General features: G+C 72.7%; 24 protein-coding genes and 1 pseudogene. 8 read left to right on the plus strand and 17 right to left on the minus strand.

The genetic code is table 11. From position 1 onward, the window contains the following. The 4 genes and pseudogenes from ASC99_RS41280 to ASC99_RS27850 all read left to right on the plus strand — a co-directional run. A pseudogene (locus ASC99_RS41280) lies at nucleotides 1-497 on the plus strand (RimK family alpha-L-glutamate ligase); the annotation flags it as partial. 8 nt (nucleotides 498-505) lie between these two features. Next, entirely contained in the window at nucleotides 506-1279 is a 774-nt protein-coding gene (locus ASC99_RS27840; protein WP_369825182.1) for a RimK family alpha-L-glutamate ligase, read from the plus strand. A gap of 154 nt (nucleotides 1280-1433) precedes the next feature. Further along, on the plus strand, nucleotides 1434-2102 hold the full coding sequence (locus tag ASC99_RS27845; RefSeq protein ID WP_057237208.1) for an HD domain-containing protein: 669 nt from the start codon (nucleotides 1434-1436) through the stop codon (nucleotides 2100-2102). Beyond that, on the plus strand, nucleotides 2090-3094 hold the full coding sequence (locus tag ASC99_RS27850) for a GlxA family transcriptional regulator (protein WP_235502560.1): 1005 nt from the start codon (nucleotides 2090-2092) through the stop codon (nucleotides 3092-3094). The genes ASC99_RS27845 and ASC99_RS27850 overlap by 13 nt, the downstream gene beginning before the upstream one ends. A gap of 40 nt (nucleotides 3095-3134) precedes the next feature. Here the strand turns inward: ASC99_RS27850 and ASC99_RS27855 are convergent, their stop codons facing one another. The 4 genes from ASC99_RS27855 to ASC99_RS27865 form a co-directional block, all read right to left on the minus strand. Continuing rightward, entirely contained in the window at nucleotides 3135-3365 is a 231-nt protein-coding gene (locus ASC99_RS27855) for a ferredoxin (protein WP_057237110.1), read from the minus strand. Next, a complete protein-coding gene (locus ASC99_RS27860) occupies nucleotides 3362-4144 on the minus strand; it encodes a cytochrome P450 (RefSeq protein WP_369825183.1) in 783 nt (260 codons plus the stop codon). The genes ASC99_RS27855 and ASC99_RS27860 overlap by 4 nt, the downstream gene beginning before the upstream one ends. After that, complete coding sequence (locus ASC99_RS42310) at nucleotides 4141-4563, minus strand: hypothetical protein (protein ID WP_369825184.1); 423 nt, start codon at nucleotides 4561-4563, stop codon at nucleotides 4141-4143. The genes ASC99_RS27860 and ASC99_RS42310 overlap by 4 nt, the downstream gene beginning before the upstream one ends. Nucleotides 4564-4747: 184 nt before the next feature. Further along, nucleotides 4748-6196: a DUF2252 domain-containing protein gene (locus ASC99_RS27865; RefSeq protein WP_082598692.1), complete on the minus strand. Its 1449-nt coding sequence runs from the start codon at nucleotides 6194-6196 to the stop codon at nucleotides 4748-4750. A 17-nt stretch (nucleotides 6197-6213) separates the two neighbouring features. Here ASC99_RS27865 and ASC99_RS27870 point away from each other — a divergent pair, with 17 nt between their 5' ends. After that, nucleotides 6214-6615 carry a TIGR03618 family F420-dependent PPOX class oxidoreductase gene (locus ASC99_RS27870; RefSeq protein ID WP_057237114.1) on the plus strand — a complete coding sequence of 134 codons (402 nt, stop codon included), beginning with the start codon at nucleotides 6214-6216 and terminating at the stop codon, nucleotides 6613-6615. Nucleotides 6616-6724: 109 nt separating this feature from the next. Beyond that, nucleotides 6725-6916, plus strand: coding sequence for a hypothetical protein (locus tag ASC99_RS27875; protein WP_057237116.1), 192 nt, complete (start codon nucleotides 6725-6727; stop codon nucleotides 6914-6916). Here the strand turns inward: ASC99_RS27875 and ASC99_RS27880 are convergent. The 13 genes from ASC99_RS27880 to ASC99_RS27940 all read right to left on the minus strand — a co-directional run bounded on the left by ASC99_RS27880 (nucleotide 6850) and on the right by ASC99_RS27940 (nucleotide 19894). Next, complete coding sequence (locus ASC99_RS27880; protein WP_200948448.1) at nucleotides 6850-8406, minus strand: M4 family metallopeptidase; 1557 nt, start codon at nucleotides 8404-8406, stop codon at nucleotides 6850-6852. The genes ASC99_RS27875 and ASC99_RS27880 overlap by 67 nt on opposite strands. Nucleotides 8407-8658: 252 nt before the next feature. After that, nucleotides 8659-9465 (minus strand): DUF3050 domain-containing protein, encoded by an 807-nt coding sequence (locus ASC99_RS27885; RefSeq protein ID WP_057237121.1) that lies wholly within the window; start codon nucleotides 9463-9465, stop codon nucleotides 8659-8661. A 17-nt stretch (nucleotides 9466-9482) separates the two neighbouring features. Continuing rightward, nucleotides 9483-10451 (minus strand): alpha-ketoacid dehydrogenase subunit beta, encoded by a 969-nt coding sequence (locus tag ASC99_RS27890; protein WP_057237123.1) that lies wholly within the window; start codon nucleotides 10449-10451, stop codon nucleotides 9483-9485. Continuing rightward, entirely contained in the window at nucleotides 10448-11416 is a 969-nt protein-coding gene (locus ASC99_RS27895) for a thiamine pyrophosphate-dependent dehydrogenase E1 component subunit alpha (RefSeq protein WP_235502561.1), read from the minus strand. Before ASC99_RS27895 ends, ASC99_RS27890 begins: the two co-directional genes overlap by 4 nt. Then, a complete protein-coding gene (locus ASC99_RS27900) occupies nucleotides 11413-12318 on the minus strand; it encodes a phytanoyl-CoA dioxygenase family protein (protein ID WP_057237125.1) in 906 nt (301 codons plus the stop codon). The genes ASC99_RS27895 and ASC99_RS27900 overlap by 4 nt, the downstream gene beginning before the upstream one ends. A 9-nt stretch (nucleotides 12319-12327) precedes the next feature. Continuing rightward, complete coding sequence (hppD, locus tag ASC99_RS27905; RefSeq protein ID WP_057237127.1) at nucleotides 12328-13320, minus strand: 4-hydroxyphenylpyruvate dioxygenase; 993 nt, start codon at nucleotides 13318-13320, stop codon at nucleotides 12328-12330. Further along, entirely contained in the window at nucleotides 13317-14600 is a 1284-nt protein-coding gene (locus tag ASC99_RS27910; RefSeq protein ID WP_057237212.1) for a beta-ketoacyl synthase, read from the minus strand. Before ASC99_RS27910 ends, hppD begins: the two co-directional genes overlap by 4 nt. After that, nucleotides 14597-16159: a class I adenylate-forming enzyme family protein gene (locus ASC99_RS27915; protein ID WP_157531792.1), complete on the minus strand. Its 1563-nt coding sequence runs from the start codon at nucleotides 16157-16159 to the stop codon at nucleotides 14597-14599. Before ASC99_RS27915 ends, ASC99_RS27910 begins: the two co-directional genes overlap by 4 nt. Before the next feature lie 84 nt (nucleotides 16160-16243). Continuing rightward, complete coding sequence (locus ASC99_RS27920; RefSeq protein WP_063857219.1) at nucleotides 16244-16744, minus strand: hypothetical protein; 501 nt, start codon at nucleotides 16742-16744, stop codon at nucleotides 16244-16246. A 68-nt stretch (nucleotides 16745-16812) separates the two neighbouring features. Further along, nucleotides 16813-17874 carry a beta-ketoacyl synthase gene (locus tag ASC99_RS27925; protein ID WP_057237133.1) on the minus strand — a complete coding sequence of 354 codons (1062 nt, stop codon included), beginning with the start codon at nucleotides 17872-17874 and terminating at the stop codon, nucleotides 16813-16815. After that, on the minus strand, nucleotides 17871-18119 hold the full coding sequence (locus tag ASC99_RS27930; protein ID WP_057237135.1) for a hypothetical protein: 249 nt from the start codon (nucleotides 18117-18119) through the stop codon (nucleotides 17871-17873). Before ASC99_RS27930 ends, ASC99_RS27925 begins: the two co-directional genes overlap by 4 nt. Next, nucleotides 18116-18379 (minus strand): phosphopantetheine-binding protein, encoded by a 264-nt coding sequence (locus ASC99_RS27935; RefSeq protein ID WP_057237137.1) that lies wholly within the window; start codon nucleotides 18377-18379, stop codon nucleotides 18116-18118. The genes ASC99_RS27930 and ASC99_RS27935 overlap by 4 nt, the downstream gene beginning before the upstream one ends. Before the next feature lie 84 nt (nucleotides 18380-18463). Then, nucleotides 18464-19894, minus strand: coding sequence for a class I adenylate-forming enzyme family protein (locus ASC99_RS27940; RefSeq protein WP_057237139.1), 1431 nt, complete (start codon nucleotides 19892-19894; stop codon nucleotides 18464-18466). A 182-nt stretch (nucleotides 19895-20076) separates the two neighbouring features. Between ASC99_RS27940 and ASC99_RS27945 the strand changes: the two genes are divergently transcribed. Next, a complete protein-coding gene (locus tag ASC99_RS27945) occupies nucleotides 20077-21162 on the plus strand; it encodes an alpha-hydroxy acid oxidase (RefSeq protein ID WP_057237141.1) in 1086 nt (361 codons plus the stop codon). Between the two features lie 99 nt (nucleotides 21163-21261). Continuing rightward, the gene (locus ASC99_RS27950; RefSeq protein ID WP_082598700.1) at nucleotides 21262-21978 is read left to right on the plus strand and encodes a class I SAM-dependent methyltransferase; all 717 of its coding nucleotides are present in this window, start codon (nucleotides 21262-21264) and stop codon (nucleotides 21976-21978) included. Nucleotides 21979-22024: the final 46 nt, after the last annotated feature.

The following is a 22024-nucleotide window of genomic DNA, read 5'->3' on the forward strand; positions in this document are numbered from 1 at the left end:
CCGGCCGAGGGCCGGCCGAGGGCAGTCAGGGGCGGTCGGTACACCTGGTCGACGACCCCGGGCAACTGGTGCTGGCGGCCGGGGAGTTCGCGGGCGAAGGGATGCTGATCGCGCAGCCCTGGGTGCAGAACTCCGGCATCGACCTCAAGGTCTACTGCGTCGACGGCGAACTGTTCGGCACCGAACGGACCTCGCCGCTGGTGCCCGGCAAACGGCAGGAGCGGGCGGTGCCGCTGAGCGCCGAGGTGGCCGGAATAGTCGCCAGGGTCGGCGCGGTCTACGGGCTAGACCTGTACGGCGTGGACGTCGTGCTCGGGCCGGACGGGCCGATCGTGGTGGACGTGAACGACTTCCCGAGCTTCCGTCAGGTGCCGGACGCGGTTCCCCGGGTGGCGCGGGCGATCATCAACCTGGCCCGGCGGGGCGCGGCGCTGCCGCCCCCCGTGCTGCCGGTGCCCCGGGTGGAGCTCGACCCGGTGGGCGGGGGCGTGCGGTGAGAGTCGGTGTGATCGCCCGCGACCCCCGGCACCCGCTGCTGACCGCGACGGCGGCGCTGCTGACGGCGGCCGGACACTGGGTGGAGTTCGCCGCCCCGGATCCGGCCGATCCGGCCGACGTCTACCTGCTCAAGGCCCGGACGCCCGCCGCGCTGGCCCTGGCCCGGCGGCTGGAGACGGCGGGTTCGGTGGTGCTCAACTCGGCCGCCGCCACCGAGCGGTGCCAGGACCGGGCGCTGATGGCCGAGTTGGCCCTGGCGGCCGGGCTGCCGTTCGCCCCGTCCCTGTCGCCGAACGCGCTGCGTTATCCGCTGGTGGTGAAGAGCCGGCACAGCCGGAAGGACGACCTGGTCGCCAAGGTGCCGGACCGGGCCGGGCTGGCCGAGCTGCGGCGGCAGTGGCCGGACGAACCGCTGATCCACCAGGAGTTCGCCGCGGGCGACGGCTGGGACCGCAAGCTCTGGGTGGTCGGCCGCCAGGTGTTCGGCGAACTGCGCCGCTCCGAACTGGCGGCCGGCTCCGGCACCGAGAGCTGGACCGTCCCGCTGGAACTGGCCGAACTGGCCCTCTGGGTGGGAGAGGTGTTCGCCCTGGACGTCTACGGCGTGGACGTGCTGGAGACCGACGGCGCCCCGCTGGTCGTGGACGTGAACGCCTTTCCGGGCATCCGCGGCCAGCAGGGCGCGCCGGAGGCGGTGGTCCGGCTGGTGCAGCGCCAACGCCCGGTCCCCGGGCGGGAGAAGACCCGGTGGCCACGCGGGCCCGGCGGCTGGGGGAGCTGACTCCTCGAGCCAGGCCGCCCGCGCCTGACCGGCGAGGGCAGGTCGTGATCCGTGGGATGGACGGCGCGATCGCCATGGCGCCGGACCGCCGCGCGGGCGAGGCTGGAGGCAGCGCCCGACCGGGCGGCAGGACCGGACCCGATGGGTGGACGAGATGGCAACGACCGACTTCGACGTGGACTTCGGCTTCGACGGCGCGGCGGACGTGCGGGTCCCGGGTACGAAGCTCGCCCGTGCGGCGACGGAGCTGATCCGGGACGTCACGGACGACCTGATCTACCACCACTCGCGGCGGGTGTACTTCTTCGGCAGTCTGCAGGGGCGCCACCGGGACCTGAGCTTCGACCCCGAGCTGCTCTACATCGGGGCGATGTTCCACGACCTGGGCCTGAACGAGGAGTTCCACCACACCGGCCGTCGCTTCGAGGTGGACAGCGCGAACGAGGCCCGGCGCTTCCTGCAGAGCCACGGCGTACCCGAGGACGGCATCCGCCGGGTCTGGACGGCGATCGCCCTGCACACCACCCCCGGCATCCCCGGCTTCATGGAGCCTGAGGTGGCGCTGGTCACCGCCGGTGTCGAGTACGACGTGCTGGGCATCGGTTATGACGCCGTCTCAGCCGAGGACCGCGCCGCGATCGTCGCGCTGCACCCGCGCCCCGACTTCAAGCGCCAGATCCTGCGGGCGTTCCACGAGGGCGTCGGCCCCAGGCCGGAGACCGCGTTCGGCAACGTCAAGGCGGACGTCCTGGCGCACTTCGACCCCGGCTTCGAGCGGGTGGACTTCGTCCGCACGATCCTGGACTCACCGTGGCAGGAGTAACCCCTCGGGGCCGCCGGACCGTGGCGGTGGTCGCGTTCGACGGTGTGCAGCTGCTCGATGTCACCGGCCCCGTCGAGGTCTTCACCACCGCCAACCGTTACGGCGCCGACTACCGGGTGCGCGTGGTCTCCCCGGCGGGTACCGCGGTCGCCACCTCCGCAGGGCTGGTGATCGGCACCGACGGCACGGCCGACACCCTGCCGCACCGGATCGACACGCTCCTGGTGCCCGGCAGGAGGGACTGGCGCTCGGCGGTGGCCGACCAGGACCTCGTCCGGCTGATCGCCCGGCTGGCGCCGCGTGCCGAGCGGGTGGCGTCGGTCTGCGCGGGGGCGTTCGTGCTGGCCGAGGCGGGCCTGCTGGACGGTCGACGGGCCGCCACCCACTGGGAGTTGACGGCCGAGCTGGCGGCCGCCTACCCGCTGGTCCGGGTGGAGGATGACCCCGTCTTCGTTCGGGACGGCAAGGTCGCCAGCTCGGCCGGGGTCACCGCAGGCATCGACCTCGCCCTGTCCATGGTGGAGGAGGATCTGGGCGCCGAGGTGGCGCGCAGCGTGGCCAGGCAGCTGGTGGTCTTCATGGCCCGGCCGGGCGGGCAGGCGCAGTTCAGTGCCCGGCTGACCACGAGTCAGCCCCGGCACCCCGCCGTACGACGGGTGATGGACCAGGTCAGCGCCGACCCGGCGGCGGACCACTCACTCGCCGCGCTGGCCACGGTGGCCGGTGTCAGCGGTCGGCACCTGGAACGGCTCTTCCGGACCGAAGTCGCCATGACACCGGGCAGATACGTCGAGTCCGTCCGGGTTGAAGCCGCCCGGGCCCTCCTGGAGGGCAGCCTCGAGACGGTGGAGACCGTCGCGCAGCGGGCGGGCTTCGGCTCGTCGGAGTCGCTGCGCCGGGTCTTCCAGCAGACACTCGGCATCTCCCCGACCGCCTACCGGGCCCGCTTCCGCACCACCGACGCGGGTGCGGGCGGCGGGCCGCCGCACTGACCTGGTCCGGCCGGTGTCGGCCGGACCAGGTGGCACGGAACTAGCAGGCCGGGGCGACCTGATCGCCGGTGTCGGCGCGGTGGATGGTGATGGCCTCAACCGGGCAGAGCTCGGCCGCCTCGGTGAGCTGGCCGAGGTGGACCGGGACCGGGGCCAGGAGCTGGGCCCGGCCGTCCGGGCCGAGGGTCAGGTCGGCGGGGGCGGTGGCGGCGCAGGCGCCCGTGCCGACGCAGCGGGCGCGGTCGACCCGGCTCTCCAGTGCGGCGCTCACCAGGTGACCGGGAGGGTGAGCGGGCTGCGGGTGAGCAGGCCCTCGCGCCACTCGATCTGCTCGACGGGGTGGGCCAGCCGGAGCTCCGGCAGGCGGGCGGCCAGGCTGTGCAGGCCGGACTCCAGCTCCATCCGGGCCAGCCAGGCGCCGAGGCAGTGGTGCGGCCCGGCGCCGAAGGTCAGGGTGGGTACGTCGACCGCGGCGAACAGGTCGGGCCACTCGCCCTCGCCCGTCTCGGGGTGGACCGCCGGGTCGTGGTTGGCCGAGAAGGTGTCGGCGGCGACCACCGCACCGGCCGGGATGGTGACCCCGCCGATCTCCAGCTCCTCGGTGGCGCGCCGGAGCATCCCGGGCAGCGCGACCCGGTCGCCCAACGGGATGGTGCGCAGCAGCTGTTCGGTGGCGGCCCCGGCCTCGTCCCGGGAGGTGCTGATCCGGGCCCAGGCCGCCCGGTCCTCGGTGAGCAGGAAGACCAGCGCGTTGCCGAGCGTGGTCATGGTGGTCTCGTGCCCGGCGACCACCAGGCCGAGCACCAGTTTGGTGATCTGCATCTCGGTGACGCCGTCGGCCTCGTCGGCCGCCTGGACCAGGCTGCTGACCAGGTCGTCGCCGGGGTTCTTACGCCGCTCCAGCACCAGGTCGAAGCAGAAGGCGCCGAACTCGCCCATCGCCTGCTGGATCTCCTCGGCGGTGTACGCCGTGGTGGAGAGCGCGTGGTCGCTCCAGTCACCGAGCTTGCGCAGGTCGAGCCCGTCCAGGCCCATCAGCCGGCTGATCACGGCGACCGGGCGACCGGCAGCCGCCGGGTGTAGGCGGCGACCACGTCGGCGGGGGCCGGCTGGGCCGTCAGCTCGTCGATCAGCTCCTCGACGACCGTCGAGACCCACGGGCGCCAGCGCTCGATCGCCCTTGGGGTGAAGGCGCGTTGGACGGTGCGGCGGAGCTTCTGGTGCTCGATGCCGTCGATGTTGAGCAGGCCGTCCGGGTCGTCCAGCAGGTTCGGGACGACCGAGAGGGCGGGAGCGCCCGGCGCGTAGAGCGAGGCCCGGTCCAGCCTCGGGTCGGTGAGCGCCTGCCGGACGTCGGCGTGCCGGGTGAGCAGCCAGGCCGGGGTCCCGGTGGGCAGTTCGGTGAGCCGAGGCGGACCCGGTTCGGCCTGGCGCAGGCAGTGCAGGGGGACGAGGGGAGCGGTGGTCATGACGGCTTCTTCCTCTGCTGGTGGTGCCGAGGGATACAGGGCCGGGGGACGGGGCGGACGTCGACGGAGCGAGTCCGGGCCACCACCGACCGTAGCCCCGGGGTGCCGTGCCCGACAGGGCGCGAACCGGCCAAGCGGGCGCGCCCTTTCGGTCACCGGACGCGCCCCACCACCTGTCGGCCCGTCAGACTCCGCTCTCGGCCGGCAGCCGGCCGGTGCGGACGGCCGCGACCAGGTCGGCGTGGTCGGCCTCGGTCCGGTCCGCGTACGCCACCGCGAAGGCGGCGATCGCCTCGTCCAGCGCCCCGCTCTTGCCGCAGTAGCCGGAGACCACGGCCGCGTCCAGGGTGTGCGCGTGCGCCCGGGCCAGCAGCGCGCCGGTCAGCCGGCCGTAGTCGTCGAGCTGGCCGGGCTGGAGTGCGGCCGGGTCGACGCTGCCCTTGCGGTTACGGAACTGCCGTACCTGGTACGGGAGTCCGTCCACCGTGGCCCAGCCCATCAGGGTGTCGCTGACCACCTGCATCCGCTTCTGGCCGAGCACCACCCGCTGGCCCTCGTGCGCGACCGGCTCGGCGACCGCGTACCCGGCCCTGGCCAGGTGCGGCAGCAGCACCGAGGGCCTGGCCTCCTTGACCTGGAGCACCAGCGCCTCGCCGCGCTGGTCGAGCAGCAGCACCACGTACGAGCGGGTGCCGACACTGCCGGTGCCGACCACCCGGAACGCCACGTCCTGGACGCTGTACCGGGAGAGCAGTGGGTGCAGTTCGACCGGGACGGTGGCCAGGTAGCCGGTCAGCGCGGCGGCCACCGAGGCGGCGGTACGGTCGTCGACCTCGCTGAGCACCGGCGGCGCCGGGGTGAAGCGGTGCCGGCCGTCCTGGTCCTCGACGGTCGACCTGGCGGCGAACCGGGCACTGGTGTTGCGCAGCGCCTTCGCGGCCACCCCGCCGATCACGTCCCGGAGTTCGTGGGCGTCGGTGACGGCGACCAGCTGCTCGTCGGCGATCGCGTTCCAGGCCTCTATGGCGGGCAGCCCGGACAGCACCCGCATGGTCCTGCGGTAGGAGCCGACGGTGTCGTACGCGGCGCTGCGGCACTCGTCCTCGCTCGCGCCGGACTGACGGCCCGCCAGCACCAGGCTGGCGGCCAGCCGCTTGAGGTCCCACTCCCAGGGGCCCGGCACGGTCTCGTCGAAGTCGTTGATGTCCATCACCAGCCGGCCCCTGGCGTCGCCGTAGAGGCCGAAGTTTGCGGCGTGCGCGTCGCCGCAGAGCTGGGCGGTCAGGCCGCTGGTGGGCCCGGTGCTCAGGTCGTGCGCCATCAGCCCGGCCGAGCCGCGCAGGAAGGCGAACGGCGAGGCGGCCATCCGGCCGGTGCGGATCGGCACCAGGTGCGCCAGCCGTCCGACGTTGGCCGAGTCGACCGACTCGACCACGTCCGGCCGGTCGGCCGGCAGCTGCAGTGCGCTGTGCGACTCGCGCGGCGTCTTCTCCCGCAGCCGCTTGCCGCGCCGTCTGGCCCCGCCCTGCGGCGGCCATGCCGCGAACCCGTCGACCTCGAACTCCCGCACTGCGACCCCTCCCGTACCCGGTTGACGGGAGGTACGGTACCGCGCGCCGGGCCCGCCGAGCAGGCACGTAGCATTCCGGTATGGCTCATGACCTCGGTGCTCTCGGTGACTCCTTCCACGACTTCTGGCGGGAACGGCACCTGGCCACGTTCACGACGCTGCGCCCGGACGGTACCCCGCACGTCGCCCCGGTGGGGGTGAGCTACGACCCGGAGGCCAGGATCGCCCGGGTGATCAGCAGCGGCAGCAGTCGCAAGGCGCTCAACGTGCTGGCCGCAGGGGAGGCCGGGCTGCGGGTGGCGGTCTGTCAGGTGGACCGGGCCCGCTGGTGCACGCTGGAGGGCACGGCGGTGGTGCGGTCCGAGCCCGAGGCGGTCGCCGAGGCGGAGCGCCGGTACGCGGAGCGGTACCAGACGCCGAGGGTCAACCCGGCCCGGGTGGCGATCGAGATCACCGTGGACCGGGTGCTGGGGCGGTTCTGAGCGGAGTTGCGAGCAGAGTGAACAGCGGTGCGTTTATCGACTGTTGAGACGGGCAGGGCAGCATCGCCGACGTCAAGCGAACGCACCGTCAGATTGCGAAGCCCTCACCGTGAACGAGCAGGACACCGCCAACTTCCAACGGCTGCTGGACCGGTTGGCCGGCTACTTCGAGGCGGACCGTGCGACGGTCCGGAGCGGTGACCCGCTCCGGACCGAACAGGCGGGACCGGCCGGTCAGTTGACCGCGACGGCGGACCAGGCGGCGGCGACCGCGGCGTACTCGGTGCTGCCCGCCCCGTAGAGGTCGGTGGCGGCCTTGAGGGTGGCGGTGCGGGCGCCCGCGTAGTTGGTGCTGGACGTCATGTAGACCGTCAGCGCGCGGTACCAGACCTTGCCCAGCTTGTCCCGGCCGATGCCGTTGACGGTGGAGCCGTTGCAGGTCGGGCTGTCGTAGGAGACGCCGTTGACCACCCGGGCTCCGCTGCCCTCGGCGAGCAGGAAGGCGAAGTGGTTGGCCACGCCGGAGGAGTAGTGCACGTCGAGCCCACCGACGCTGGAGCTCCAGCAGTCCGCGGACTTGGTGTCCTTGGACGGCTTGTCCATGAAGCGCAGCGCCTCCTTGCCGAAGCCGGGCTTCACGATCTCCTCGCCGATCAGGTAGTCGCCGGTGTCGCCGCCGTTGGCCGCGTACCACTCCACCAGGGTGCCGAAGATGTCGGAGGTGGCCTCGTTCAGGCCGCCGGACTCGCCGGAGTAGGTGAGCTTGGCGGTGCGGGAGGTGACGCCGTGCGACATCTCGTGCCCGGCCACGTCCAGCGAGACCAGCGGGCCGAAGACGTTGCCGTCCCCGTCGCCGTAGGTCATGCAGAAGCAACTGTCCTGCCAGAAGGCGTTGTTGTAGTTGCTGCCGTAGTGCACCCGGTTGTACGCGCCCTTGCCGTCCCCGGCGATGCCGTTGCGGCCGTGCACGTTCTTGTAGTAGTCCCAGGTGACGTTGGTGCCGTACTGGGCGTCGACCGCCGCGGTGGAGCGGTCGGCGGTGGTACCGGTGCCCCAGTGGTTGTCGGCGTCGGTGAACAGGGTCGCGGGCGCCCGGCTGAAGCAGATGCTGCCGAAGCACAGGTCGGTCTTGTTGGCCGCGTCGCCGGTGTAGGTGTTGCCCCGGGTCGGGTCCTTGAGCTGGTACGTGGAGCCGGAGAGCGTCGACTCCAGCGGGACGGTGCCGCCGTAGAGCGACTGGCCGTCGCCGGTCGCGGTCTCGATCGCGTCCCAGGCGTCGATCTGCGTGCCGGTACGGGCGTCTACCAGCACGGTGCGGGCGACCGGGTTGCCCAGCGAGTCCTGCCCACTCGCGGTGGTCTGCCAGGCCAGCCGGGGTGTGCCGTGCAGCGCGTCGATCACCAACTGCGGTGCTGCCTCGGTTTGTTGGACAGTCTTGCCCTCCGCCTTGGCGGACCGGTTCAGCTCGCCGACGGCCAGCTGTCCGGCACGGTCGGCGGAGACCGAGGGCGTGGTCGAGCCGACGGCTATCGAGCCCGGCACCGCTCGGTCGGTGGACTTGGTCGCACCACCGGGTGCCAGATGGACGATCAGGTCGCCGCCCAGCACGGGCAGCCCGGCGTACGTGCGGTCGTACCGGACGTGTCGGCTGCCGTCCTGGTCGGTCACCACGTCCCGGACGGTCTGGACCTGGCCCTGGCCCGAGCCGTCCGGAGTGACGGCCGGGGCGGCGGCGGTGGTCAACGCGCCGGCGGCCAGGGCGACCACGGTGGCGACTGCGGCGGTTCGCATGCGGATGTGCATCGTGCTCCTCGGATCTCGGGGGCGCCGGACGGACGGAGCCGTGGGTCGGCTCGGTCCCCGGGCGGGATGCGATGAGACAGACTGCGAACCGGCAACGATCCGTCGGGCGCACGCGAGAGGGGGAGGCGCTGTACGTGTGAGGGCTGGAAGGGGCGGACGCTGCCGGGACGCCTTTCTACATGTACCGGTCATGTCGTGTCCATAGTGCGGACACGCGTCGCCCGCCCCGCCGGCCGCCTGTCAGACCGTCAGGGGCGAAGCCGGGAAGGCCTCCTCGACAGCCGTCCAGAGCCGGACCCGGCCGGCCAGCGCGGTGCGCACGGTCTCTGCGCACTCGTCCCACTTCTGCTGGTCGTCGCCGCACAGGTCGATCAGCATCTGCATCGCCATCGGCGTGTGCATCTCGCCGTCCACCTCGATGTGCCGGGCGAGGTAGTCCTTGAAGACGGTGAGCACACCGTCCGGGTCCTCGATCCGGATCACCTGCTCGAACATCTCCGGGATCAGGTCCTCGCGGCCGAACGCGAAGGCCGCCGCCCGGCAGTGCACCGGCGCGCTCTCGATGATGTCCCAGGTGACCGAAGTGAAGTCGGCCGCCGCCGACGGCACCTGAGCCAGCTTCAGCGCCTCCGGCACCGGGGTGCCGTTGCCCAGCAGCTCCAGGAAGGCCGCCATCGGCGCGGTGTCGGCGCCCGCCTGGCGCATGCCGTCCAGGTAGAGCTCGAAGTGGCTGATGAAGCCCTCGCCGAGCTCGTCGCTCTCCTCCACCAGCACGATCTCGTTGATCAGTCTGCGGCTCGCGGTCGGGCCGGTCGGCACCCACGGCACGTCCACGCTGGTCAGCTCGCGCTGCAGGCTCTTCAGCAGCGACATGAAGTCCCAGACCGCGAAGACGTGCCGCTCCAGGAAGGTGCGGACCCGGGCCTGGCTGTTCAGCTCGGCGTAGATCGAGTGGTCCACCACCTGGCGGCGGAGCGGCTCGATCGCCGCCTGCAGGCCGGACAGGCCCGGGTGCGTACGGTCCCAGCTGTAACGGTTGTTGGACATCTCTGCTCCCGGAAGATTCAGTGTTTGAGGACGGCGTGAACGGCGTGCCGGAGTTGATCCCCGCTGGGCTGGAGGGCCCGGTCGAGCTCGCGGGCGAACGGCAGCACGGCGCCGTCCGGGCGGGTGATCCGGCGAGGTGGTGCGGTCAGGCGGTACTGCTCGGCGGCCGTGGCCAGGATCTCTGCCCCGATCCCGCAGCTGCGGTTGGAGTCGTCGATCACCACCAGCCGCCCGGTCTTCTCCAACGAGGCGCCGAGCGAGTCCCAATCGAAGGGGTACAGGGTGCGCGGGTCAAGTACCTCGACCGAGATTCCCTGCTCTGTCAACTCCCTTGCCACTGCCAGGGCTTCGTGCACCAGATGGCCGACGGCGACCACCGTGACGTCCGTGCCGGGACGGTGTATCCGGGCCTGGCCGAGCGGGATCGCGGGCAGCGGGCCGGTGACGTCCTCCCGGACACCGAGCGCGGCCGCCGGGGCGAAGACCACCACCGGGTCCGGATCGGCGATCGCCGAGCGGAGCAGCCCGTAGGCGTCGGTGGGGGTGGCGGGCACCACGGTCTTCACGCCCATATGGGCGAACAGCCCGTACGGGTGGTCCGAGTGCTGTCCGGCCCAGCCGTCCCGGGAGCCGGAGCCCGGCACCAGGCAGGTCAGCGGCACGCTGGCCTGACCGCCCGTCATCAGCGAGAACTTGTGGGCCTGGTTGACCAGTTGCTCGAAGACCAGGAAGAGCAGCGCGGGGATCTGGAACTCGATCACCGGCCGCAGCCCGGCCAGCGCCGCGCCGACCGCCACCCCGGTGAAGCCCTGCTCGGAGAGCGGGGTGTCCACCACCCGGCTCGTCCCGAACCGCTTCTGCAGCCCGAGGGTCGGCCCGGCCAGACCGGCCCCGATGTCCTCGCCGAAGAGACAGACCGAGGGGTCCTCGGCCAGCGCGTCGGCCAGCGCCCGGTTCAGCGCTTTGGTGTAGGAGAGCCAGCTCATGCCACCGCCCCCGCCCGGGGCCGCAGCCCGCTCGCGTACAGGTGGTCGCAGGCGCCGGCCGGGTCCGGTGCGGGTGAGGCGAGCGCGAACTCCCTGGCTTGGTACAGCTGTTCGGCCACCTCGGCGTCGATCGCGGTGGTGTCGCCGACCAGCGCGGCGGCCCGTGCGAGTGGGTCGCGCTCGCGCCAGGAGGCGATCTCCTCGGCCGGGCGGTAGTCCAGCTTGATCCGCCGTTCCATGGTGTGGTGCCCCTCGAAGCGGTACGTGCTGCACTCCAGGAACTCCGGGCCGCCGCCCGAGCGGGCCCGGTCCACCGCCGCCAGCGCGGCTTCGCGGACGGCCTCGGTGTCCATGCCGTCCACCGCCACCGCCGGGATGCCGAACGCCTCGGCCCGGCCCAGTGCGCTGCCCGCCACCGCGACGGCGGCGGGCAGGGTGGTGGCGTAGCCGTTGTTCTCGCAGACGAAGACCACCGGCACCTGCCACATCGCGGCCAGGTTGAAGGACTCCAGCAGTACGCCCTGGTTGAGCGCGCCGTCCCCGAAGAAGCTGACCACCACCCGTGGCTCACCGGCGAGTTGGGCTGCCCAGGCGGCGCCGACCGCGATCGGCGCACCCGCGCCGACGATACCGTTGGCACCCAGGATGCCGAGCGAGAGGTCGGCCGCGTGCATCGAGCCGCCCCGGCCCCGGTTCAACCCACCTTCGCGGCCGGTCAGTTCGGCCAGCAGCCGGGCCGGGTCCGCGCCCTTGGCGAGCACGTGCCCGTGGCCCCGGTGGGTGCTGGTCAGCCGGTCCTCCGGCCGCAGCGCCGAGCAGACCCCGACAGCGACGGCCTCCTGCCCGATGTACGGGTGCGTGCCGCCGACGATGTCGCCGGAGGCGACCAGTTCCAGGGCCAGTTCCTCGAAGCCTCGGATCAACCGAATCATCCGGTAGCGGTCGGCCGGGGTTCGCAGGCTCACACGGCACCTCGCCAGATCGGCGGGCAGAACTCGGGGTCGGCGTAGTCCGGGCGCCCGTCGGCGGTCCGGCGGACCAGCACGTCGTGGTTGTAGACCACGGGGGTGCCGTCGGCCCTGGTGTGGGTGCGGTACTCGTTGGCGCCGTCCTGCAGGTGCAGCGAGACCGCCCGGCGCGGGATCTCGGCCAGGTTCGGGCCACTGCCGTGGTAGGTCCGGCAGTGGTGGAAGCTGACGTGACCGCGCGGGATCACCACCGGGACCTTGCGGACCTCGGCACCGTTGAACTGTGCGTTCTCGAGCAGCAGTTGTTCCAGCTCGCTGCGGTCGCGCTGGGCGAAGTGCCGGCTGGAGTCCTCGCCGGCGGGCCGCTCCCGCCAGCGGTGGCTGCCCTCCACCATGGTGATGGTGCCCATCTCCTCTCCGCAGTCGTGGAACGGGACGAACGCGGTGAGCATCCGCTCGGAGGTGCTGGTGGCCCAGTAGTGCCGGTCGAAGTGCCAGGGCACCTGGTTGCTCGGCTCGCCGGGGATCGGCGGCTTGAGGATCAGGGTGGCCTGGAACACCCGGATCTCCTCGGCGTCGGCCAGCAGCGCGGCGACGGCACCGAGCAGCGGCTTGCGCAGGATCCGCCCGATCGCCTCGCTCTCGTAGTGCACGTAGTCGTTGTGCCGCTGGACCGGACCGTGCGAGGGCTCCCAGGCCGCCAGATTCGGCGGGCGGACGGCCAGCGTGCGGTCGCGGTGGCCCTCGTAGTACTTCTCGGTGGCGTCCTGGAGGAGATCGAGCTCCTCGTCGGTGAACAGCTTCCGGGAGAGGTACCAGCCGCGCTCGGCGTACCCGGCCACCTCCTCGGGCGTCGGGAGCAGGGCGCGCTCGGCCTCGGTCAGTTCGAACTCGGTCATCGGTGCTCCTCAGTTGGCCGGGGTGGTGGCGTGCTGGCGTTCGACGGCCTCGTACAGGGCCCGGATGTTGGCGGAGCCGAAGGTGCCCGCGCCCTGACGCTCGATCAGCTCCAGGAAGAAGGTCCGCCGGTCGTGCGCCGAGCGGGTGAAGATCTGGTACAGCTGGCCGCCGTGGTCCTGGTCGACCAGCACGTTCAGCTCGCGCAGGGTCTCGACCGGGACGCTGGTGGCCCCGATCCGCTCCGGCAGCACGTCGTAGTAGGTCTGCGGGGTGGTGAGGAACTCGACGCCGCGCCGGGCGAGTTCGCGCACCGCGACGGCGATGTCGCCGGTGTGGAAGGCCAGGTGCTGGACGCCCGAACCCTCGTGCCGGTCCAGGAAGGTGTCGATCTGGCCCGGCGGGCGGGCGGTGTCCGGCTCGATCAGCGTGAAGGTGACCAGGCCGGACGGGCTCTGCACCACGCTGGAGTCCATCGCCTGGGCGCCGACCTCGATGTACTCGTCGAAGATCCGGGTGAAACCGAGCGCCTGCTCACAGAACTTCACCGCACCCGCCAGCTCCCCGGCCGRCACGCAGAGCGCGGCGTGGTCCAGGAACTGCAGCAGGTCGGCGGTGGCGGCGGGCTGCTCCGGCAGCGGTTCCGGCAGGGGGACGAACCGCAGCGCGACGTCGCCGAAGCCCGCCACCAGGCCGGGCGCCAGTGGCCGGGCACCGTTGCGCAGCGCCTGGTCCAGCGCGGCCGCCGGATCGGCGCAGCCGAGTGCGAAGACCGCCACCCCGTCACCGTGCCGGGCGACGAACTCGGCCACCGGGTGGCCCGGTTGCTCGGCCGAGCTGAGCAGGAAGCGGATCGCGCCCTGCCGCACCCAGACCCGGCGGACGCCCGGCTCGGCGGCGACCGGCGGCTCCAGGGCGAAGGCGTACGCCTCGACCAGGTAGGCGGCGAACCGGTCCGCGTCGGCGCAGTGGAACTCGACGTGGGCGATGCTCTGGATGCTCAACGGATCTCTCCCGGCTGGTGTCTGGTGGCGCGGGTGGACGGCGGGCCGAAGATCAGGCTGAGGTTGTGACCGCCGAAGGCGAAGGAGTTGGAGAGCGCGGCCCGAACCGGGCCGGTGCGCGCGGCGCCCCGGACGTGGTCGAGGTCGCAGGCCGGGTCGACGTCGTCCAGGTTGACGGTGGGCGGCAGTTCACCCCGGGCCACGGCCAGTACCGAGACCACCGCCTCGACCGCACCGGCCGCCCCCAGCAGGTGGCCGGTGGCGCCCTTGGTGGAGCTGACGGCGGGCTGTCCGGCGCCGAACACCTGGCGCAGTGCGGCGACTTCGGCCAGGTCGCCGAGTTTGGTGCCGGTGCCGTGCGCGTTGACGTAGTCGATGTCGCCGGGCGCCAGACCGGCACTGCGCAGCGCCAGGTGCATCGCGTCGGCGGCTCCGGAACCGTCCGGGCGAGGCATGGTCGGGTGGTGCGCGTCGGTGCTGCCGCCCCAGCCGGCCAGGTCGGCATAGCCCGCCGCGCCGCGGGCGTCGGCGTGCTCAGCCCGCTCGACCACCAGGACGGCGCTGCCCTCGCCGAGCACGAAGCCGTTCCTGCGGGCGTCGAACGGGCGGCTGGCCTGCCCGGGTTCTTCCCAACCCTGGGCGAGCGCCCGGGCGTTGGTGAACGCGGCGGCGATGGTCGGGTGCAGCGAGGACTCGCTGCCGCCGCAGACCACCACGTCGGCGTCACCGGCCCGGATCAGCCGGAGCGCCTCGGCAACCGCCTGGGCGCCGGCCGCGCAGGCGGTGACGGGGGCCGAACTGTAGCCTCGGGCGCCGTACTTGATGGCGATCCGGGCCGCCGCCATGTTGGCCAGCATGCCCGGCAGCAGGTACGGGCTGACGGCGGGACGGCCGCGCTCCAGGCGGCGGTGCGACTGCTGCTCGAAGGTCTCCAGGCCCGCGCCGCCGGTGCCCAGCACCACGGCGATCCGGTCCGGCGCGACGTCCCGGCCGACCACGATCCCGGCGTCGGCGAGTGCGTCGTCGGCGGCGGCCAGCGCGAGCAGGACGAACCGGTCCACGCAGCGGGTCTCGGTCGGCGGCAGCACCTCGCGGCCGTCGATCGCCGGGGCGATCCCGGCGGCCGGCAGCCAGCCGAAGGCCGGGTGGCCCTCGGGGACCGGGCCGATGCCCGAGCGTCCGGCGGTGAGCGCCTCGAAGACCTCGGCCGCCTTCCGGCCGACCGGGGTGACCAGGCCGAGGCCGGTCACGGTGGCGGCGGGTACCGCAGCGGCGGTCACCGGCCGGCCCGGGCGCCGGCCAGGTGCCACTCGCGGAGCAGGACCTTGCGCACCTTGCCGGTGGGCCCGAGCGGGATGCGGTCGTCCGAGACCACCAGTACCCGGCGGACGGTGGCGGCCACCCGCTCCTCCAGCGCCGCCGTCACCTCCTCGGTGCGGTCGGCCAGTCGGTCCGTCTTCGGGTCCAGCTGGAGCAGTACGTCCGTGACCACCCGGTCGCCCTCGCGGACCGCGACCACGGTGCAGTCCAGCACCTCGGGGCAGGCCGCGAGCACCCGCTCCTCGGACATCGCGGTGTGCAGCCGGTGCCCGTCGCCGAGGTCGACCGAGTCCACCGCGCGGTCCACGTGGTAGTAGTAGCCCTCCTCGTCCCGGTAGACCAGGTCGCCGGTGAGGAAGTAGCCACGCACCCGGGTGCGGTAGGTGGTGACCGAGTCGTTCCAGTAACCCAGCGCCAGGGTCGGGGACTTGGTGCCCAGCTCGCCGATCTCGTGCGGCCCGAGCTCGCTGCCGTCGGGCCCGAGCACCACGCAGTCGACGAAGGCGTGCGGGCGGCCGACGCAGCGGCCGTAGCGGTCGGTGTCCTGGCTGTGCGTGATGAAGAAGTGCGAGTGGCCCATCTCGGTGGAGCCGAGGCCGTCCACGAAGACCGAGCCCGGTGTGCGGACCCGGCCCGCGCGGGTGACGCCCGCCCGGGAGCCGGTGGCGATCAGGCGGCGGATGTGCGCCTCGTGCGCGCAGTCGCCGGTGTTCCACCAGAGCGCGACGCTGTCCAGCTGACGGCTGCTCAGGTCGTGCCTGGCCAGGTCGGCCCAGGTGGCGGCGAAGCCGATCACGCCGTGCGGCTGCCAGCTCTCCACCGCGTCCAGCACGCCCTCGCCGCCCTGGGCGGAGAGCAGTGCGAGCTGGGCCTGCGAGCTGAGCGCCAGATTGGTGATGATCAGGGTGGCGGCGTGCGGGGAGGGCAGTGCGGAGAGCATCCGCTCCGAACCCTGCGGGCGGGGCAGCGCCAGGCGGTGCCGGATCGCCGCGTACAGGCTGTCGTGCGAGTGCACCACGGCCTTGGGCAGGCCGGTGGTGCCGGAGGAGTGGGTGATCGCCACCGGGTCGCCGCCCCAGTGCCGGTACGGCCGAGGATGTTCTTGCCGAGGTACCCGGCCTCGTACGCCTTCGGTCAACACCCCGGCGGCGCGCAGCCGGTGGATGTAGCGGGCGGCCTTCTCACCGTCCAGGTTGGGGTTGAGCAGGGCGGGGATCGCGCCGAGCCTTGCCAGAGCCAGGAAGCCGAGCACGTGGTCGGCGGCGGCGGTCGCGTAGATCACCACCGGGTCGCGGCGGCCGATGCCGAGCCCGTGCAGGGCGGCGGCCCTGGCCCGGACCGCACGGTCGAGCTCGCGGAGGGTGAAGGGCTGCCAGGCGGCGTGGTCGTCGACCGGGGTGTCGAAGGTCAGCAGTGGTTCGTCGAGGCCCTCGCCGAGGGCGATCCGGGTGGTCAGGACGTTTCCTGCGCCGACGGCGGGGTCGTCCGCGAGTCGGGCCCGGATGCTGCGGATGCTCACGGTGGGTGGTCCCTCCCGATGGCCGGTGGCCATGCCGGTGAGATGAGCCGCTGGCGGACAGCGGCGGGGGATGAAGGAGGAGTGTCAGGCGGTGGTGCCGACCAGCACGGCCACGGCCCGGCCGGGGTCGGCGGGGTCGGCCTGCTCGGCGGCGATCACCAGCAGCTGGTCGGCGTCGTCGTCGGCCAGCAGCAGGGACGCCAACTCGAAGGCGTCCGGCGGTACTTCACCTGGCACGGCGGCCGGTGGGCTGGTGGCCACCACCGGTCCGGTCAGGTTCCAGCGGGCGGCCAGGTGGCCGAGTACGGCGTTCGGGTTGGACTGGAAGAACAGCAGCGGCGGTACCCGGCGGCCGCTGCCGGCCGCTTCGTTGATGGCCCGGGCGGTGCCCAGGTCACCGCTGTGGCTGGTGAGCAACAGGCCGGTACGGCCCGGTAGTTCGCGGCCCCAGGCGTGCAGGCAGCGCTCGGCGGCGGTCACCACCAGCGGGTTGAACGGGGAGTCGGTGAAGCCGGGCAGCCGGGGGAGCTCGGTGTCGCCGGGCTCCGGCCAGCGGCCCTGCGCGAGCAGACGGAGACCGTTCACGTCAGCGTGAGCGTTCACCTTCCCGGGACTGTTCGCGCGCTCGTCGCCGTTCGCCCCGTCGGAACCGTTCACGCGGCGGCCACCAGCAGCGCGGTGTTCGCGCCGCCGAACGCCGAGTTGAGGCTCAGTGCGTACCGGGGCCCGGCCCGGTACGGCCCGGTCAGCACCAGGTCCAGCGCGCAGTCCGGGTCCGGCCCGAGCCACCCCGCGTTGACCGGCAGCAGGCCGGTGCGCAGCGACTCGACGGTGACCGCGAGTTCGAGCAGGGCGGACGCCTCGAGGGCGTGCCCGTGCACGGACTTGCTGGAACTGACCGGCGGCGGGTTCGGCCCGAAGACCGTGTGCAGCGCCCGTACCTCGGCCTGGTCCGCCAGCGGCGAGCCGGTGGCGTTGGCGTTCACGTACCCGATCTGATCCGGCGTCAGATCCGCCCGGCCGAGCGCGGCCCGGATCGCCCGGGCCAGTCCGGAGCCGTCCGGCGCCGGACGGCAGACGTGGTACCCGTCGCCGGCCCGGCCCCAGCCCGCCAGCACGGCCAGCACCTCGGCGCCGCGCCGTAGCGCCACCGCCTCGGACTCCAGCACCACCGCCACCACGCCGTCGCCGAGCAGCAGCCCGCTGCGGCCGGCGCTGAACGGCCGGGCCTCGCCGTCCCGGGCCAGGGCCCGGCCGGCGTCGAAGACCGCGAAGGTGTCCGGCTCGACCAGGTAGCCGGCCGCGACCAGCACCCGGTCCTGCTGTCCGGCGGTGATCAGCGCTGCGGCGTCGGCCACCGCGGTGCCGGCTGCCACGCACGCGCCGGTGTAGACCCGGCCCGAGCCCCAACGCTCCTGCACGGGTGCGCAGCCGGCGGCGGTGACCGGGTCACCGTGCCGGGCCAGCAGGAGCGGTCCGTCGGGCACGCCCGCCTGGTCGGCCGCCTCCGCCAGTACCGCCGTGAGCGCTTCGCCGAGGACAGGGGAGCCCGGCGCCAGCGCGGCCCGGCGGGCCTGGCGGTGTGTCACATCGAAGCGGTCGACCGGGCCGAAGCCGGGCCTTCCGTGCGCGGCGGCGGCCAGCAGCGGGCCGATCCCGGCGCCGAACGCGGAGCGCACCCCGAGCCCGGTGACCGCCACCCGGACGCCGGTCACGGCTGCCCGCGCCCGGCCGGGCCGACCGCGGTCCGCAGCAGCTCGACCGCGTCGGTGACCGTACGGACCGCGTCCACCGCCTCGTCGGGCAGCTCCAGGTCGCCGTAGCGCTGCTCGAACTCGGCTATCAGCCAGGTGAGTTCGAGCGATCCGAGTTCTTCGTCGACCGCCTCGGCGGAGCGGTCGTGGAACTGCGCCAGTACGGTCAGCACCTCCGCCCGGTCGGGCAGCGGCGCCCCGGTCACGCCGGGGTACCGGCGGCGGCGAGCCGGTTGGCCACGTCGGCGGTGAACTGGTCGAGAGTCATCAGCGCGGTGCTCTCCATGTCGTCCAGGTCGAACTTCACGCCGTACTCCTCCTCCACCTGGACGGCCAGGTCGGCGAGCGCGAGCGACTCCAGGTCGAGACCGGCCGGTCCGAGGTCGGTGTCGCCGGTGGCCTCGGAGATGTCGTAGTTCATCTCGGTCAGGGCGGCCAGCACGAACTCGCGGATTGCGTCCTGCATCGGGGGCTCCGTTCAAGGGGTGGGTGGAACTCATAGGGAATGCCCAGGAATTGCCCAGGTACTGCCCAGGTAAGTGTGGCGAGCTCAGTGCTCGGCCGGCTCGGCCAGCGCGGCCGCCCGCAGCCCGGCCGGGTCGCGCAGCAGCTTGCCGGTGGCGGTCCGGGGGAGCACCGGGAGCAGGGACAGCCGCCGGGGCCGCTTGTAGCCCGCGAGTCGGTGCTCCAGCCCGGCCCGGATCTCCTCGGCCCCGGCGCCGTCGGCCGGGACCAGGTAGGCCGCGACCGCGCCGGACTCGAACACCACCACGGCTTCCCGGACTTCGGGCAGCGCGGTCAGGGTGTGCTCGACCTCGGTCAGGTCGACCTTGAGTCCGCCGATCGAGACCTGCGAGTCCCGTCGGCCGAGCACGGTGAGCAGGCCGGTCTCCCGGTCCAGTCCGGCGGCGTCGCGGGTGTGCAGCCAACCGTCGGACCAGCGGCTCGGATCGGTGAGCCCCAGGTACGGCGAGTCGGCCCGCCGGATGTGCAGTTCGCCGCCCTCGGTGCGCAGTTCGAGACCGGGGACGGGGCGGGTGCCGGGGTACCGGGTGCCCGTCAGATCGGTGGCGTTCACACCGAGTTCGGTCATCCCGTACATGGTCCCGAGCGGTACCCCGTACCGTTCGCCGATCGCCGCGGCCACGCCCGGTCTGGTCAGCTCGCCCGCGACGATGATGCGGGTGAGCTGGGGCAGCGGGCGCGGGGCACGGACCCCGGCGAGCAGTTCGGCGTGGAACGGTACGCCGATCACGGTGGTCGGCAGATCGTCCTCGGCGACGGCGGCCAGGATGCCGGCCGCCGTCATGCGTTCCGGCACGGTGAGCCGGACCCCGCTGTGCAGGCTGTGCAGCAACCCGCCGACCAGGCCCAGTACATGGACCACCGAGGAGAGCAGTACGGTCCGTGAGCCCGCCTGGGGGAAGCCGGGCAGAGCGCGGTAGCAGGCGAGCTCACGGAGCAGATCGGCGGCCGTCCGGCCGATCACCTTGGACGGTCCGGTCGAGCCTGAGCTCAACTGGACCAGTGCGTGCGGCGATCGGGCCGGCTGCCCGCCGGGCAGTGGGACGGCGACCGGTTCGATCTCGCTGAACCCGCGCAGCCCCGAAGCCGGGTGCCGGTCCGCCTCGACCAGTACCTGCGGGGTGAGCCGGTCCAGCGCTGCCGCCACCTCGTGTTCCGTCAGCCGGTGGTCCAACAGGCAGACCTGGCCGCCCAGCTGCCAGGCAGCGAGCAGGGTGCTGACGTAGCCGAGCGAGGGCGGCAGCCGAAGGGCCACCGTACCGCCGGGCGCGAGCCCGGCGGCGGTCAGTTGCGTCACCTGGTCGGCGACCAGGGAACGCAAGTCGGCGCGTGTCACCGGCTTTTCGAACCGGAGACACACTTCTTGACCGGGACCGGCCAATAGGAAGTGCTCGACCCAGCCTTCCGGTGCTTCGGAATGCGGGGGCGGAGAGCTGGGGAAACCGGTCAACGCCACTCCACGAATGGGGGAGACAAAGATGGCAGTCGGTTCACTTTCGGCGGGTTGGAATTCCGCGTTCCCCGACCCTGGCACAGACGATTGGATCGGGTCAAGGTCTATACCAATGAGGGATCGGGCACCTACGCTGCCGACCCGGGAGCGGCCCGCGCGCGGCCGCCCGGGAGGGTGGGGCGCCGATGGGTCCGCTGACGCTGCGGGAGATCGAGGAGGACGCCCGGGACCGACTCCCGGTCGCGGTCCGGGAGTTCATCGACGGGGGCAGCGACCAGGAACGTACGCTGGGGGGCAACCTGAGCCAGTACCGTAGCTGGGGCTTCCGCCCTCGGGTGCTGGTCGACGTCTCGGCCCCGGATCTGACGGTGGATCTGCTCGGCAGCACGCTGGCCGCGCCGATCGGGGTGGCGCCGATGGCCTACCACCGGCTGGTCGACCCGGCGGGTGAGACCGCCACGGCCCGGGCCGCCGGGCAGCACGGCCTGCTCACGGTGGCCGCGATGTTCGCCAGCCGGACCATCGAGGAGATCGCCGCCGCAGCCACCGGGCCGCTCTGGCTGCAGCTGTACTGGCTGCGGCAACGGGACGTGCTGACCGGGCTGGTCGAGCGGGCCGAGCAGGCCGGCTACCGGGCCCTGGTGCTGACCGTGGACGCCCCGAGGATCGGCCGCCGACTACGTGACCTGCGGAACGGGTTCGCCGTTCCACCGCAGGTCAGGGCGGTGAACCTGGATCCGGAGCTGATGACCGCCAGCGGCCGCTCGGCGGCCGGCAGTTCGGCGATCGCCGAGCACGCCAGGCAGCAGTTCGACACCACGCTCAGCTGGGCGGACCTGGCCTGGCTGCGCGAGCGGACCAGCCTGCCGCTGGTACTGAAGGGCATCCTTCACCCCGAGGACGCCCGGCTCGCGGTCGAGCACGGCGCGGCCGCGGTGGTGGTCTCCAACCACGGCGGCCGCCAACTAGACGGCGCGGTACCCACCCTGACCGCGCTCCCCGAGGTGGCCGCCGCCGTCCCCGCCGACTTCCCGGTGCTGCTGGACGGCGGCATCCGCACCGGCACCGACGCGGCCACCGCGCTGGCGCTCGGGGCGCGGGCGGTGCTGGTCGGCCGCCCGGTGCTGTGGGGCCTGGCGACGGGCGGCGAGGCCGGTGCGGCCCGGGTGCTCGGACTGCTCCGGGACGAACTCGAACACACCCTGGCACTGCTCGGCCGCCCCCGCCCCGGCGACCTCGACCGCAGTGCCCTCGCGCGACTCGGCGCCTGACCCGTTCTCATATTCCGTGCATTTCCAGTGAAAGGCAGCAGCGCAGTGGACAAGTTTTCCGACTGGGACTGGGAGAATCCGGATACGCTGGCCGTCCGGATGGAAGAATTCAGTGCCGGAGTGGCCGGCTGCGAGAAACTCGAACCGATATCCGGAACACTTCCGCACAGCCACCAGGATTTCCTCGACCTGGGCCTGACCGGAATCGAGTTCGCCGCATTCAAGACCGCGCACCCGAACGGTCTCGGCAGCGATATCACCGCACTCACCAGCCCCGAGGCCACGACCGAGCCTGGCACCCTCTACCGGGTCGACGGCGAACGCTGCTTCACCCAGCTCGACATCTCCCGGCCGCTGCCGTTCGCCGACGCCAGCGTGAGCTGGGTCTACGCCGAGCACCTGATCGAGCACGTGCCGCTACCGGTGGCGCTGGGCTGGCTGCGGGAGTGCCACCGGGTGCTGCGCCCCGGCGGCGTGCTCCGGATCACCACCCCGGACCTCCGGCGCTACCTGGCCGGCTACGTCAACGGTGACGGCTTCCTGGCCAAGCACCGGCGACGCCTGAGCATGCTCGGCTTCGGCCCGCCGATGCCCGAGCGCAAGGCGTTCCTGATCAACCAGATCTTCCAGTACTACGGCCACCAATGGATCTACGACCAGGAGGAGTTGGAGCACGTGTTGGGCGAGGCCGGTTTCGCGGCCGAGGCGGTGCAATTGTGCGCCTATCGTGAAGGTATGCACACCGAGATCGCAGATCTCGACACCGCCTTCCGCAGTGACGAGACGATCTATGTCGAGGCATACCGGCAGAGCTGACGAATGGTCACCTGGAACCCCATCAGCTCCCTTTCCCCGAACGGAG

It is taken from the genome of Kitasatospora sp. Root107 (genome assembly GCF_001424875.1).
Lineage (GTDB): Bacteria > Actinomycetota > Actinomycetes > Streptomycetales > Streptomycetaceae > Kitasatospora.